We start from the raw sequence: 13093 nt of genomic DNA, 5'->3' as shown, positions 1-13093 counted from the left end.
GATGGTAAACACAGAAGCAGAAGCACTTGCAGAAATTTTGTCTTGGTCGGAGAATCGACCTGCATGGCAACGAGATGCTCTTCGGCGATTAGTCGTTGGTGGTGAGCTTGCCGTTTCCGACATCACTGAGCTCACAGCACTCTGCAAAGACAGCACGAAGCAAAATGAGCCCCTTGCGGCCAAGCATATCGGCGCGCAACGCACCGGAGCGCCTACGGTCGCGCTTCGGAATATCCGCAACGTTCAAAACGTCAATGCTTTGGCTGACGGACAGACGCTAAACTTCATCCCGAAGGGTGTCACCATTGTCTATGGCGACAACGGCGCAGGAAAGTCGGGATATGTCCGTATACTCAAACAGGCATGCCGAGCCCGCGTCGCACGCGGTAAAGACGAGCAAATTCTTGACAACATCTATGTGGCGTCATCTGGACCGCAGATTGCCGAGATAGAATATAACGCGGGTGCTCAATCGCAGAAGTCGCAATGGAAGAAGGGCGAGAAGTCGGACGACCTGCTCTCCGAGGTAAGTGTCTTCGATTCTCGTACGGCCAATGTTCATGTCGAAGAAACGAATGACTTGGCCTACACGCCTTATCCCATGAAACTCCTTGAGCGGCTTGTGAACGCATGCAAGGCCGTGAAAGAAAACCTCGACACTGAAATTTCAACGCTCAAATCGCAAACTCCGGAGAGTATCAAGTCTCCGAAATGCTCGCCGAACACCACTGTTGGCAAACTTGTCAACGGGCTCGGAAAAAACACCGGTCCGAAAACGGTTCGCGACCTTTCTACTCTCAGTGATGATGAAAGCAGGCGACTTACCGAGCTGGCCGCAGACTTCGCCCAGGACCCCAATGCAACGGCAAGGCGGCTTCGGGCAGAAAAAGTAAGGCTGGAGAATATTCGGACTGATGTTATGGCTCTGCATGAAGCCATCTCGGATGCAAGTGCCGACGAACTTGCCCGCCTTGCGGCTGATCTGGAAACCAAGAAAGCCGCAGCCCTGCTGGCTTCCCAAAACCTTTCCAAGGATGAGCCTCTGGAGGGTGTCGGTTCGGAGGTCTGGCGCAGCCTTTGGGAAGCCGCGCGCGCCTATTCAACGGGCATTGCCTACCCCGACAAGGATTTTCCGGCGACCAACGAAAACTCACGATGCGTTCTATGTCAGCAGGAGCTCGATGCAGATGCAGCGGCTCGACTACGCAGGTTCGAGAGCTTCGTTCAAGATCGGACCCAACAGGATGCCGCTAAAGCGCGCCAAGCACTTTCAAGTCACCAAGTCACTCTGCGCAATGCCAACATTCTACATGGGAATCTCAGGAAGGCTCTTGTCTTCATCGGCGACGAACTCGCCAATCAAGCATTGTCCGAAACGATACGACAGTATGTGATCGCCGCCAAATTGCGGCTACGTGCGATGTTGCGTGCCAATGGCAATGTCCCGAACCTGGTGCCAACTACTGTCATGCAGAGTCTTTCAGATGCCATTGACGGTCTAGAAGCGCGGGCTAACGCGCTGTTGGCTGATGACGACAGTGACGAGCGCAAAGCGATGAAGGCCGAACTTTCTGAGTTGCAGGATCGGCAATGGCTGTCTGGAATCACGGACGACGTGATTGCCGAGATCGGTCGCCGCAAGTCCATCGATGTGATCGAAACCGCCCTCAAGGACACACGCCCGAACACGATCACCGCGAAAAATACCACTTTGTCTGAAGCGCTCATCACCGAAAGGTTGCGCGGCACTTTTGCGCGCGAGATCGATCACCTCAACCTTTCTGGCCTCGCCATCGAACTAACGCAAGCCAGCTCGCAGGCTGGTGTGTCGCGCTTCAGAGTTAGCCTAATGCAAAGCGCTTCACGAAATGCAGGCGATATTTTGAGTGAGGGCGAATACCGCTGCGTCGCTCTTGCCGGATTTATGGCCGAGTTGGCAACTAATAATAGCGATTCCGGAATCATATTTGATGATCCGGTTTCTTCACTTGATCACCTGCACCGCGAAGCGATTGCCAAGCGCTTAGCCGAAGAAGGGCGCAAGCGTCAGGTCATCGTCTTCACTCATGATCTGCCCTTCCTGTTTCTTCTGCGGAACGCCTGTGCTCAGGTTGATGATCCCTCACTGAAGACCGATATTGCTCTGCGGCATATCCAGAAGCGGCAGAATATCCCTGGCCACTGCCGCAACGAAGCTCCCGATAAGGCCCAGGATGCCAAAAGCAGACTTGAACAGATGCGCAAGCATCTAGCCAACACGCGCATCCTCTTTGATCGCGACCCCGACAGTACTGATTGGCTCATCAATGCGAGGGGATTGATCGACAGCTTACGGCAAACTTGGGAAACCGCCGTAGAAGACGCGATTTCTCCTGTGCTTCGGACATTCGCTAGCAAAGTGAATACCAAGGGCTTCGCCAAGCTTTCGGCGATCACCGAGACGGATGCATACACCATGCGCCAGCATTACGGACAATGCTCCGAACTTCTTCACAAGGCTTCCGATGCACTCAATCCAAAGGCACCAACGCCCGATATTGTTGGCGACGAACTGAATGCATTGGAGAAGTGGCTGAAAGAAGTTAGCGACCGACAAGACCAAATCAAAGTCCCGTAGACCATCTTTATGGCGCACCCTTCCGCGAAAATCTTGAAGGGGCGGGCTGTCGTGAACCGAGCCTGTAGTCTCGGCCAACGGCTTCCATCCCTTGCGCGATTTTAAGTCAGCCACGAACGGCTGAAGCTTTTTTCTTTTGATAGGGGCTTGCAGCCCCGGGCCATCAAGACCCAAGCGCCCTTTATGGGCGCGCTTTGGCGCGTGTCCCCGTTCTTCCTCCCTTTGGTCGTGCAGAAGCGGGTGATCCCCCTCGCGCCGCGCGGGTCATTGACGGCCATCCCCCTGCTCATTGGCGCGGGCCTAGTCCGGTTGCATGCGCAACCGACTATCCAAGAAAGGGAAAAGCCAATGAAAAAAGATATTTACCAAAAAGTAACCGATAAGATTGTTGCCGATCTGGAACAAGGCGAATTGTCATGGCTCAAGCCTTGGAATGCTGGAAACCTCGAAGGCAAAATTACAAAACCCTTGCGGCACAACGGCGTGCCATACAACGGAATCAATATTCTGATGCTTTGGGGAGCCGCCGTTGAAGCGGGCTATCTCTCGCCGTTCTGGATGACGTTCAAACAAGCGAAAGAGCTAGGGGCTCACGTCAAGAAGGGCGAGCGCGGCAATCTGGTCGTCTATGCCAACACCATCACCAAGACTGAAGAGCAGGACGACGGATCAGAGGAAGAGCGGAAAATCCCCTTCATGAAGGGATACAGCGTTTTCAACGTCGAGCAGATCGAAGGCTTGCCCGAACACTACTATTCAAAGCCGGAAGCCGTCATCGACCCCGCCTTGCGGATCAGCCACGCGGAAGAATTCTTCGCAAACACGCGCGCCGATATCCGTCATGGCGGCAACAGCGCCCATTATGCTGGCGGGAGCGATCATGTGCAGATGCCGTTTTTCGAGACATTCAAGAGCCCAGAAAGCTATTATGCAACGCTTGCCCATGAGTTGACCCACTGGACGAAGCACAAGAGCCGCCTTGACCGCGAATTCGGGCGCAAGAAATGGGGTGATGAAGGCTACGCCCGCGAAGAGCTGGTTGCAGAGCTTGGCGCGGCTTTCCTTTGCGCCGATCTGGAATTGACGCCGGAACCTGGCACCGATCATGCCGCCTATATCCAGAGTTGGCTTAAAGTCCTGAAAGAAGACAAGCGGGCGATTTTCAGCGCCGCCGCCCACGCACAACGCGCGGCAGATTTCCTGCACGGGCTTCAACCGTTTATCGAGGAAGAAAGCCAAGAAGGAGTCGCCGCTTAGGCGGCGATTTCAAAGCCACTGGAAAATTTCGCGCCCGCCTTCCGGCGGGCGCATACTTTTCTAGCATCTAGCCCTCGGGGAAAAGTCCCGGCATCCAACGCTCCGCGTATTTTGCCGGAAAGGCCAAGTGTAGCGGTGCCCGCGTACTTTCAGAGCGAAGGACTCCAGCTTTGAGCAAGGCCGAGGTAATGCGGCGCGAGGTGCGCTCGCTTGTGCCAAGCACGGACTCGACCTCGCCGCGCTCCAGCACGCCTTGATAGAGAATAGCTTTCAGAACCAGATCGGATTTCGGGGGCAGGTTTCCGGCGCGCATTTCTTCTTCAGCCCAAATCATGATCCGATCGCGCAGGCGGTCGGCCTGCATCAGCGAGCCCATGAATTCTACCTGATCGATGCAGATGCGTAGAAAAAATTCGGTGAAGGAGGCCAGCGCCGCTTCGCTCAGCGTGCCGCGTCCATCCCTATCGCCGCGCCTGTCTCCATCGCAGGCCTCCAAATGGGCTTTGTAGTCTGCCTCGCGGCGCGCAAGGCCGCGCGCGACAGACCAAAGTCCACGCGTGTCCAGCGAGTTGCGCAACATCGCATAGGACATCAAACGCGCCACGCGCCCATTGCCATCCAGAAAGGGATGCACCCATAGCAGGCGATGATGCGCACATGCTGCGGCGAGGATAGACTCGATCCGCCCAGAACGAGCGTAAGCCGTGTGCATGCGATCTAAGAACCTTGGGACAGCGCCAGGGCTGATCGCGACGTGACGCCCGACTTCCACATAACGCTCGCGCAGTTCGCCTGGCACGACCTTCACACGCTCTCCCGTTTGGAGGTACTCCACCCAAAGCAGGTCTTCCGGCAACAACGCGCAGAAGCGGCGATGTATTTCAATGATCGACGCCGGAGTAGTCGGGGGCTCTTCGAGCCCGCCATCATCGATCCATTTTTGGACAGTGATATGCGCTTTGGCTTCGATCTGTAGATCACGCTTGTTCGGGTCGGCACTGTAGTCTCCCTCCAGAGCGCGTTCAATATCAATAGGGTGCGTGTTGTGGCCTTCTATCAGATTGGAGTAATAGCAGTTCATCGAGCGCACCAAATCGGCCAGCGCCGCTGCGATGGACTCGGGCAAGCTGGCACGGAACGCGGCGGATTTTTCCGCCAACTCAAGCGCCAGATCGCTGAGGTCAGCACGACGCGGAGAGCCCTCGCTCACCATGAGGGGCTCAAAAAGACCTATGCTTTCACCATCGTCGCGCGCCATGTTTGTCCTGTTTTTTGGCCGGTTTGTAGGCCGGGTAGTTAAATTCACTTATTTTAACTATATCATATCTTTATGATCTGCGGAAGCGTTCTGAAGTCCGACTGCATGGCCGCTTCTTTGGCCGCTTTTGAGGCCAGTTGCAAGGAAGCGACTGGCCAAACGGCCAGTCGCGTGAGTTAAAGCTTGAGGGTGCGAGCCGCCAGCTCATCTTCGATATTGCGCATGCTTTGAAGAGCATTGCGGCGTTCATGGCTTCCACGCGGAGCAGCGGCAAAAGCGTTGAAGGCTTCTGCCAAAAGTCCATGCAATTCTGCCGTACTGCGGGATGCCGCTTCAAATCGTGAGACGAGTTTCATAGCTATCTCCTTTGTTTCAAGGAGGCCCCGAACCGCTCAGGGCCTTTCGGCCCCACGCACACCATCATTGGCCAATGAAGGCGCTGATGGGTCGGGGAACATCTTGGAGCGATGGAGCGATACGAATGAAGCGCGGACGTTTAGATTTTGATGGGATCACCACGAAGGCGGTATTGATACGGCTTGATGGCAGCAGGCTTTGGAGGCGTTTGCTCGCCCGTGTAGGACGCAAGCGTCGCTTTACTTTAGGCGGATTGTCGAAATCGGGCATAGATCGACACGCTCTGACGAGCGCGGCCAAGTCAGGTCTGGCCGCTAATATCTCGGCTGGTCCGGTCCCCTTCGCATCAAAGTGGCTTGCACTGATTGCCCCAAAACCCCTGACCGAATGCGGCTCAGCATTCAATGTCCTGCCCGCTCCACCTGGCTTCGCCAGCCGTGTTGAACATGAACCCTGATCCATTGCCTTCGCTCCATAGCGAGGGCGTTAGCAAGCCAACTTAGAAAGCAAAGGAGAAAACCATGGCACGCGAAAAAGCGAACCAAAACCTGAATTTAAACGCGCCCGACTATCTGGCGTGGCACGTCACCCAAAGAGGCGAAAAATCCTACTGGAACAAAGTCGGAGCCGCCTGGCAGCACAAAGACGGGCGAGGCTACACACTCCAACTTGAAACCTGCCCAATCAATGGCCGCATCGTCCTTCGTCTCCCGCTGGAAGATACTCCCGAGACATCAAACGACGCGGGGCGCTCATGAGCGCCCCCATCGACCCCAGGGAGTACCGCGTCGATCCTTCACGCCTTGCTTCTGGAACATGGTGCCATACGCGGGATCGCTGTATCGGCGAAGGCGATATCGCGGCATCCTACAGCGCCGACAAGATCGGTCTGGAAGGAAAAGTACGGAAGCCTTTTGTCTGGCAGAATTCACTTTGGGTTTGCACTGGCACGCACAGCAAGTCCGCCGAAGCGTATCGTCTTGTGCCTGAGCGCTTCTTTGACGGCGAGCCTACGACCTACAACGAAGTCGCGATGCTGCCCTTCGAACAGCGTATCAAGCCCGAAGGCTTTTATCACGGCATGCGTGTCCGTCATGGAAAGCAGGACTGCGTTCTTGTCGGACCGGAAGCTCTTTTCCTGCCAAAGAAGGATAGCGAAACGCTCAAACAGGCCGATCTGTTTGACGCGCTCTAGAAAAAGCGCCGCAGGAACATGCGGCGTTTTTTTTGATCTAGACTGGTCCATTTTCATCATCATACCAATCATCGCGGTGCGCCGATGGCTTGAATTTCGGCACAAGTACATCGGGCTTTTTCAAGCGTGCATGAGCCAACCTGATAGTGAGGCGGAGGGTATCTTCCGCCTTCAACCTGAAATGCTCGCGCAGATCATTGAGAAGATGAGCGTGTTTCTCATCTAAATTCAGCATGAAGGTTTGTCGTAGTTCTTGTCGCATGGGCGACCTCCTTATTGTTTGGGTTAAAATTCTCGGCCCCGATCAGGCCCACGGTCTCGCGGGCGCTGACGTTGGCGTTCGCGCTGACGATCATCGGCGCGGCGTCGTTCCGTTCGTTGGGTCTCTTGGGATCGCGCATCCGCTCGGGTCGTCGGGTATTTGGGCTCGATCTTCGGAACCTTGCCCTGCTTCATGAGCATGTAGTTAGCGATCTCCTGGCGTAGCGCCATGTGTTCCTTGATGCGCTCTTCGCGCATAGCGCGAATGGCCTGCTGCAAGCGCTGGCGTTCATCGAGTTGCCGCGCAATCATCTTGTCGCGTTCGACCTGATCACGCTTCAGTGCTTGCCAGGCATCATGTTCGTTCTGGGCTTTCAGCTTCGAATATCGGCCAGTAAGTTGGCTCCACAACTTGCCCACGCCCTTACTCGGTAGACGCGAGGCGCGCGCAGCTGCTTCACGGGTTTCGCGCTGTTTTTGGAGTTCGGTCATTCCAGTGCGCTCGATCCGATGGCGTTCCACCATCTGCGTGCGGCGAAATTCAATTGACGGACGGGCGCGCTTATATCCTTCTTCAATCTCGGCGCGTTGACGGCGCAAGCCGTCTGCCATGAGCACGGCAATATGTTGGCGTTGCTCATCAAGTTTTGGAAGTTCGTTGGCGTTGGCGAAGCGTGCGTTGACGTCTTTTGCCTTCACGCCCGCCCAGCGGGACAAGGAGAACGCTTCACCGCGATAATCCACCGCGACCACGCCGCGCCGATCTCCTTGCGCCAGATAATAGCCGCGCTGCTCCAGGGCGGATTTGAGACTTTCTGCTGAATCAGAACGCTCCCAAGTTTCCTTGAACATTGCCTTGACCATGCGGGGGTCTAGCTTGGCACGCGCCGCTTGTTGCCACTCCGCGCGGGAGAAGGTGAGCGGATTGCGGTTCTCACGATCCACCATCCCCTTTGGCATCTCCCAGCCATGACGAAGATACAGCTCACGCGAAACCTCCATGAGCTTCACCTTCGTGAAAGACATCTGCTTGGCCGTCATGGAGTCGGTATTGATGCGGCTCCAGACGGCATGGGCATGACGCCGCCCTTCTTTTTCATGGAAGACGACTGCACGCGGCTGACCATCGAGGCCGAGTTTCTGTTCGGCCATTTCGATTGCCGTCTCGAAGGTCTGCGTATCGACATGCACGCCCTCGGGAGGGTTCAGACTCAGAGAAAATAGATGTTGCTTGCAGCGCGTGCCTTTTGAGATCGCATCCGCCTCGGCGAGAGCCTCATGCAGATCGTCTTCGCTCATGAAGCCACGAAGATCGTGCAGCTCCATATGCTCGTTGTCACGGGCATTCATCAGATGCTTGGAAAGCTCGCGGGCATTGCCGCGCTGGGAACCTTTGAGGATCATGGCTGACCTCCATTCCCGAGCGCACGGAGAAGTTCAGCACGCATCTCGGCGACCTCATCGCATGCCTTGCGCAGTTCTTCTTCAAGTTCCGGCGAAACAGGCATCGCGCCAGTGTTGGCGGCGCGGGCAAGCTGGTTAAGGTTCTGGGAAAGGCGCGATCCACCAAGAGTGCCGAGGACACGGCCCAAAGCCTCGTGATCCTTCACGGGATTGGTGTTTCGGCGGCGCACTTTCTCCAACGGTTCGTCAAAAAGTTTGGCCTTGATGTAGGCACCAAGCGGCACGCCGTTCGCGGCTTCCAGAAGCGCGGCTTTCTCGTCGAAGCTCAATCGAAGCGAGAATGGTGCTTCCCGCTTTTTGACTGGCTTCCCAGCTACTTTGTTGAAATCACGTTCCGAAATGCTCATCACCGCACCCCGGATCGTTGTCCTGATTTACGGTGTTGATAAGTGAATCACAGGTCTTGAGAACGGCTTCCCATTCTTGCAAGATGTCAAAGAGGGAGTTCGAACCTTCTCCCTCTAGCTGCACCATCTTCCAGTTTTTTCCGGATTCCGTTGTACGACGCCTCAATATCTTGGCAGGCGCGACTTCCCCAACGTCAACCGGACTTGGCCGGAAATCACACACATCTGACACCTTCCCGCAATACTAATGCCAATATTGCAATACATAGCGGATCAATCCTGCCGATCCGTTTGATGGTGTTTTTTTAACGAGGGGGTACTTCGGTAGGACCAGGGGTGAGGCCGAAGCGCTGAATTCAAGACCGGGGCTTCCGGTCCTCCCCCGCCGATTTCACGAGGCTACCCGCCCCGCAACCTCTGCATCAGATAGACTTCGGCACCTTCGGGAATGGGTTCGGACAGACCCGCTGCAATGATCCGGCCATTGACGGCAACGGACACGCCCGCGTCGATCGGCGCCTGCAATTGCGGATGGAGGCGCACCAGTTCGCGCAGCAGCTCGCCGGTTGTCGCAGCCTGAACCTGCACCACTTCCTGGCCCCCGGTCAGCGACCGGAGACCGGACCAGAGATGGACCTCAACCATTGCCCTTGAGGGCGGCCAGAATGCGCGGCGGCGACATCGGCAGTTGTCGCATCCGCACGCCCGCCGCGTTCGAGACCGCGTTCGCGATGGCTGCCAATGGCGGCACGATGCCGGTTTCACCCACGCCACGCACGCCGAACGGATGGCCCGGATTGGGCACTTCGACGATCACCGTGTCGATCATCGGCAGGTCGCTGGCCACCGGAATACGGTAGTCGAGGAACACCGGATTCTGCAGCCGGCCATTCTCGCCATAGATGTACTCCTCGTTCAGCGCCCAGCCGATGCCCTGCGCCGCGCCGCCCTGGAACTGGCCCTCGACATAGGCGGGGTGGATCGCCTTGCCCGCGTCCTGGATGACCGTGTAGCGGGTGATCGAGGTCTTGCCGGTTTCGGGATCGACCTCGGCATCGACGATATGGGTGCCGAAGGACACGCCTGCGCCTTCGGGGGTCGCCTCGAAATGGCCCGAGATCGGGCCGCCGGTGCGCCCCATGTCGGCGGTGATCTCGGCCAGCGGCAGCGGGTCGAAATCGCCTGCGTTGGGGCCGGATGGCACCGCGCAGCCGTTTTCCCATTTCACCGCGTCCACCGGGATGCCCCATTTGGCCGCCGCGCGTTCGCACAGTTTCTCGACTGCGTGCTGCGCCGCCTTGATCGTGGCCAGACCGCTGGCATAGGTCACGCGCGAGCCGTGGCTGACGTCGTTGTAACCCAGCGTGGCGGTGTCGGCGATGGTCACGCGGATGTTCTCGTACGGAATGCCTAACACCTCGGCCGCCATCAGCGCCATCGACGCGCGTGAGCCGCCGATATCGGGCGTGCCGACCATCAGCTGCGCCGAGCCGTCCTCGGACAGGGCCAGCGACACCGAGGTCTCGCCCCCGTGGTTGAACCAGAACCCGCAGGCGATGCCCCGTCCCTGCCGCGGCTTCAGCGGCGCGGCATAATGCGGGTGGGCTTTGGCGGCTTCGAGCGTCTCGACCAGGCCGATCCGGTCATAGGTGGGGCCATAGCTGGCCTTGGTGCCCTCGTGCGCGGCGTTCTTCAGGCGCACATCGACCGGGTCGAGGCCCAGTTTCTTGCACAGCTCGTCGATGACCGACTCCACCGCAAACGCCCCCATCGGCGCGCCGGGCGCGCGATAGGCGGCCTGCTTCGGGCGGTTGGACATGACGTCATAGCCCACCTGCCGCACATTGGTCAGGTTGTAGGGCGCAAAGGCGCACATCGCGGTCATGTCGCCCGGCGCACCCGGAAAGGCACCGCCTTGCAAGCGGAAGACGCCTTGGGCGGCGGTGATGGTGCCGTCTTTCTTCATGCCGATCTTGACGTCCAACGAGGCCGAGGCCGTCGGCCCCGTAGCCCGCAGAACCTCGGACCGGGACATCACGATCTTGACCGGACGGTTGGCCTTGCGCGACAGCGCCAGCGCCACTGGTTCGATGAACACGGTGGTCTTGCCGCCGAACCCGCCGCCGATTTCCGATGCGGTCACGCGCAGCTGCGCGGTTTCGATCCCCAACAGCGCGGCGCAGGTCTTCTGCACGATCCAGTGGCCCTGGGTACAGCACCACAGCTCGCCCTTGCCGTCAGCGCCCAGCGAGGCAAGGCAGGCGTGCGGTTCGATATAGCCCTGGTGCGTGGCCTCGGTGACGAAGTGATCCTCGATCACCAGATCGGCCTCGGCAAAGCCCGCCTCAACATCGCCATGCCCGCTTTCGTGATAGCGCACGACGTTGGGGTGCATGCCCTCGGGCACCGAATAGTCGGCCGCGCCCTCGCGGATCACCGGTGCGTCGGGCGCCATCGCCTTGTCCACGTCGGTGACATGGGGCAGCACCTCGTATTCGACCTCGATCAGCTTGAGCGCATCCCGCGCCGCCAGCGCCGAACTGGCCGCAACCGCCGCCACCGCGTGCCCGTCATAGAGCGCCTTTTCCCCGGCCATGACGTTTTCCAGAACGTTCCAGAACTCGCCCTCGAGCCCCGGCTTGAACGGGACATCGGCGAAATCGGCGCGGGTAACCACAGCCTTCACGTCCCGATGCGCTTCGGCCTTCGAAGTGTCGATCCGGACGATCCGCGCATGGGCGTGGGGCGAGCGCAGGATGGCGCCGAAAAGCATGCCCGGCGCGGTCACGTCGGCCCCGAACCGGGCGCGGCCGGTGACCTTGTCCAATCCGTCGGGACGGTTCGGGCGGGTGCCCACGAAGGTGAAGTGCGACTTGCGATCGTCGAGTGCCATTACGAAGCCTCCCGCAGCTCGGCGGCCGTCTCAAGAACGGCGCGGATGATCTTGTCATAACCCGTGCAGCGGCACAGGTTGCCGGCCAGCCAATAGCGGGCCTCTTCCTCGGTCGGGTCGGGGTTCTTTTCCAGCAGCGCCTTGGCGGCGACCAGAACGCCCGGTGTGCAGACCCCGCATTGCAGCGCGGCATGGTCGATGAACTTGCGCTGCAGCGGGTGCAGGGTTTCGCCCTGCGCCATGCCTTCAATGGTTTCGATCTGCTTGCCCTCGGCCTCGACCCCCAGCACCAGGCAGGAACAGACCAGCCGCCCGTCCAGCGTGACCGAGCAGGCCCCGCAATCGCCGGTGCCGCAGCCTTCCTTGGCGCCGGTCAGGTTCAGCTTGTCGCGCAGACAGTCCAGTAGGGTTTCGCGCGCGTCGCACAGGTATTCGACCGTATCGCCGTTGACGGTGGTGGTGACGTGATGCTTGGTCATGCGGTCTCTCCCTTGGCGCGGGCATAGGCGATTTTCGCGGCGCGTTTTGCCAGAACGCCGGCCACTTCGGTGCGGAATTCGATCGTGCCGCGTTTGTCGTCGATGGGTTTGCAGGCGGCCGAGGCGGCGGCGGCCAGTGCCGCCGACGCGGCATCGTCCAGCGTGGTGCCGATCAGCGCCCGGGCGCAGTCTTCGACAAGCAGGACGGTGGGCGCCACGGCCCCCAGCGCAACGCGGGCCTCGGTGATCGTGTCACCATCGACGCGCAGGTTTACGCCCACGCCGACCACGGCGATGTCCATCTCGGTGCGCGGAATGAAGCGCAGATAGGCGTCGCCGCCATTTTCGCCCCGCGCCGGGATATGCAGGGCCGAGATCAACTCGCCCTTCGCCAGCGAGGTCTTGCCGGGGCCGGTCGGGATGTCCTCGACCGCCACGATCCGATCACCGCTCGGACCGGTCACCGTTGCTGTCACGCCCGCAGCAACCATGGCCGGGACGGAATCGGCGGCAGGCGATCCATTGCACAGATTGCCCGTCAGGGTGGCGCGGCCTTGGACCTGGGTCGAGCCGATCAGGTCCATCGCCTCGACCACTCCGGGCCACTCGCGTCCCAGCTGGGGGTGTTCGCTCATCTCGGCGCCGGTGACGGCCACGCCCAGCGTCCAGCTACCATCGGCGTGGCGGGTGATGGCGTGTACGCCGTCGATGGCCTTGATGTCGATCAGGGTGTCCGGAGTCACGATCTCGGACCGCAGTTGCACCAAGACGTCGGTGCCGCCGGCCAGAAACCGCGTGATGCCCGTTGCATGGGCAGCCAGATCCGAAGCTTCGGCAAAGCTGGCGGGGCGGTGATATTGCATGATTGTACCTCGCGCCTGTTGGTCAGGGTTCACTGGGTTTGGGGCGACGTTAGAGCAGCCGCGCGGCGGCGTCCATGGCCCGCGCGACCTATTTTTTCACCT

General features: G+C 59.0%; 13 protein-coding genes. 4 read left to right on the top strand and 9 right to left on the bottom strand.

The window, feature by feature from the left end; genetic code table 11:
• Nucleotide 1: 1 nt before the first annotated feature.
• Nucleotides 2-2617 carry an AAA family ATPase gene (locus ACR3EL_RS03555; RefSeq protein WP_480720449.1) on the top strand — a complete coding sequence of 872 codons (2616 nt, stop codon included), beginning with the start codon at nt 2-4 and terminating at the stop codon, nt 2615-2617.
• A 348-nt stretch (nt 2618-2965) separates the two neighbouring features.
• Nucleotides 2966-3874, top strand: coding sequence for an ArdC family protein (locus ACR3EL_RS03550; protein ID WP_480720446.1), 909 nt, complete (start codon nt 2966-2968; stop codon nt 3872-3874).
• A 67-nt stretch (nt 3875-3941) separates the two neighbouring features.
• Here the strand turns inward: ACR3EL_RS03550 and ACR3EL_RS03545 are convergent, their stop codons facing one another.
• Together ACR3EL_RS03545 and ACR3EL_RS03540 are read right to left on the bottom strand one after the other, a co-directional pair.
• On the bottom strand, nt 3942-5132 hold the full coding sequence (locus tag ACR3EL_RS03545) for a Fic family protein (protein ID WP_480720444.1): 1191 nt from the start codon (nt 5130-5132) through the stop codon (nt 3942-3944).
• A gap of 176 nt (nt 5133-5308) precedes the next feature.
• Nucleotides 5309-5488 carry a hypothetical protein gene (locus ACR3EL_RS03540; protein ID WP_480720441.1) on the bottom strand — a complete coding sequence of 60 codons (180 nt, stop codon included), beginning with the start codon at nt 5486-5488 and terminating at the stop codon, nt 5309-5311.
• A 522-nt stretch (nt 5489-6010) separates the two neighbouring features.
• Between ACR3EL_RS03540 and ACR3EL_RS03535 the strand changes: the two genes are divergently transcribed.
• A complete protein-coding gene (locus ACR3EL_RS03535) occupies nt 6011-6247 on the top strand; it encodes a hypothetical protein (protein WP_480720440.1) in 237 nt (78 codons plus the stop codon).
• The gene (locus ACR3EL_RS03530; RefSeq protein ID WP_480720438.1) at nt 6244-6684 is read left to right on the top strand and encodes a hypothetical protein; all 441 of its coding nucleotides are present in this window, start codon (nt 6244-6246) and stop codon (nt 6682-6684) included. The genes ACR3EL_RS03535 and ACR3EL_RS03530 overlap by 4 nt, the downstream gene beginning before the upstream one ends.
• 37 nt (nt 6685-6721) lie before the next feature.
• On the opposite strand, the gene ACR3EL_RS03525 is transcribed toward ACR3EL_RS03530, so the two are convergent.
• The 7 genes from ACR3EL_RS03525 to ACR3EL_RS03495 form a co-directional block, all read right to left on the bottom strand.
• Complete coding sequence (locus ACR3EL_RS03525; protein WP_480720436.1) at nt 6722-6946, bottom strand: hypothetical protein; 225 nt, start codon at nt 6944-6946, stop codon at nt 6722-6724.
• 23 nt (nt 6947-6969) lie between these two features.
• Nucleotides 6970-8349 carry a relaxase/mobilization nuclease domain-containing protein gene (locus tag ACR3EL_RS03520; protein ID WP_480720434.1) on the bottom strand — a complete coding sequence of 460 codons (1380 nt, stop codon included), beginning with the start codon at nt 8347-8349 and terminating at the stop codon, nt 6970-6972.
• Nucleotides 8346-8756 carry a hypothetical protein gene (locus tag ACR3EL_RS03515; RefSeq protein ID WP_480720432.1) on the bottom strand — a complete coding sequence of 137 codons (411 nt, stop codon included), beginning with the start codon at nt 8754-8756 and terminating at the stop codon, nt 8346-8348. The genes ACR3EL_RS03520 and ACR3EL_RS03515 overlap by 4 nt, the downstream gene beginning before the upstream one ends.
• Before the next feature lie 399 nt (nt 8757-9155).
• Nucleotides 9156-9401 (bottom strand): MoaD/ThiS family protein, encoded by a 246-nt coding sequence (locus tag ACR3EL_RS03510; protein ID WP_040633350.1) that lies wholly within the window; start codon nt 9399-9401, stop codon nt 9156-9158.
• On the bottom strand, nt 9394-11649 hold the full coding sequence (locus tag ACR3EL_RS03505; protein WP_170337447.1) for a xanthine dehydrogenase family protein molybdopterin-binding subunit: 2256 nt from the start codon (nt 11647-11649) through the stop codon (nt 9394-9396). Before ACR3EL_RS03505 ends, ACR3EL_RS03510 begins: the two co-directional genes overlap by 8 nt.
• A complete protein-coding gene (locus tag ACR3EL_RS03500) occupies nt 11649-12128 on the bottom strand; it encodes a (2Fe-2S)-binding protein (RefSeq protein WP_170337446.1) in 480 nt (159 codons plus the stop codon). The genes ACR3EL_RS03505 and ACR3EL_RS03500 overlap by 1 nt, the downstream gene beginning before the upstream one ends.
• A complete protein-coding gene (locus ACR3EL_RS03495; protein WP_170337445.1) occupies nt 12125-12991 on the bottom strand; it encodes an FAD binding domain-containing protein in 867 nt (288 codons plus the stop codon). The genes ACR3EL_RS03500 and ACR3EL_RS03495 overlap by 4 nt, the downstream gene beginning before the upstream one ends.
• Nucleotides 12992-13093 lie beyond the last annotated feature (102 nt).

This window comes from Ruegeria sp. BJ3 (assembly GCF_056535665.1).
Note: the sequence above shows the minus strand (reverse complement) of the source record. Positions and strands in the feature narration are given on the sequence as shown.

What these genes read in the sequence shown, in the direction of transcription:
- ACR3EL_RS03555 (WP_480720449.1), top strand. Translation starts at nt 2, where the DNA reads ATGGTAAACACAGAAGCAGAAGCACTTGCAGAAATTTTGTCTTGGTCG.
- ACR3EL_RS03550 (WP_480720446.1), top strand. Translation starts at nt 2,966, where the DNA reads ATGAAAAAAGATATTTACCAAAAAGTAACCGATAAGATTGTTGCCGAT.
- ACR3EL_RS03545 (WP_480720444.1), bottom strand. Translation starts at nt 5,132, where the DNA reads ATGGCGCGCGACGATGGTGAAAGCATAGGTCTTTTTGAGCCCCTCATG.
- ACR3EL_RS03540 (WP_480720441.1), bottom strand. Translation starts at nt 5,488, where the DNA reads ATGAAACTCGTCTCACGATTTGAAGCGGCATCCCGCAGTACGGCAGAA.
- ACR3EL_RS03535 (WP_480720440.1), top strand. Translation starts at nt 6,011, where the DNA reads ATGGCACGCGAAAAAGCGAACCAAAACCTGAATTTAAACGCGCCCGAC.
- ACR3EL_RS03530 (WP_480720438.1), top strand. Translation starts at nt 6,244, where the DNA reads ATGAGCGCCCCCATCGACCCCAGGGAGTACCGCGTCGATCCTTCACGC.
- ACR3EL_RS03525 (WP_480720436.1), bottom strand. Translation starts at nt 6,946, where the DNA reads ATGCGACAAGAACTACGACAAACCTTCATGCTGAATTTAGATGAGAAA.
- ACR3EL_RS03520 (WP_480720434.1), bottom strand. Translation starts at nt 8,349, where the DNA reads ATGATCCTCAAAGGTTCCCAGCGCGGCAATGCCCGCGAGCTTTCCAAG.
- ACR3EL_RS03515 (WP_480720432.1), bottom strand. Translation starts at nt 8,756, where the DNA reads ATGAGCATTTCGGAACGTGATTTCAACAAAGTAGCTGGGAAGCCAGTC.
- ACR3EL_RS03510 (WP_040633350.1), bottom strand. Translation starts at nt 9,401, where the DNA reads ATGGTTGAGGTCCATCTCTGGTCCGGTCTCCGGTCGCTGACCGGGGGC.
- ACR3EL_RS03505 (WP_170337447.1), bottom strand. Translation starts at nt 11,649, where the DNA reads ATGGCACTCGACGATCGCAAGTCGCACTTCACCTTCGTGGGCACCCGC.
- ACR3EL_RS03500 (WP_170337446.1), bottom strand. Translation starts at nt 12,128, where the DNA reads ATGACCAAGCATCACGTCACCACCACCGTCAACGGCGATACGGTCGAA.
- ACR3EL_RS03495 (WP_170337445.1), bottom strand. Translation starts at nt 12,991, where the DNA reads ATGCAATATCACCGCCCCGCCAGCTTTGCCGAAGCTTCGGATCTGGCT.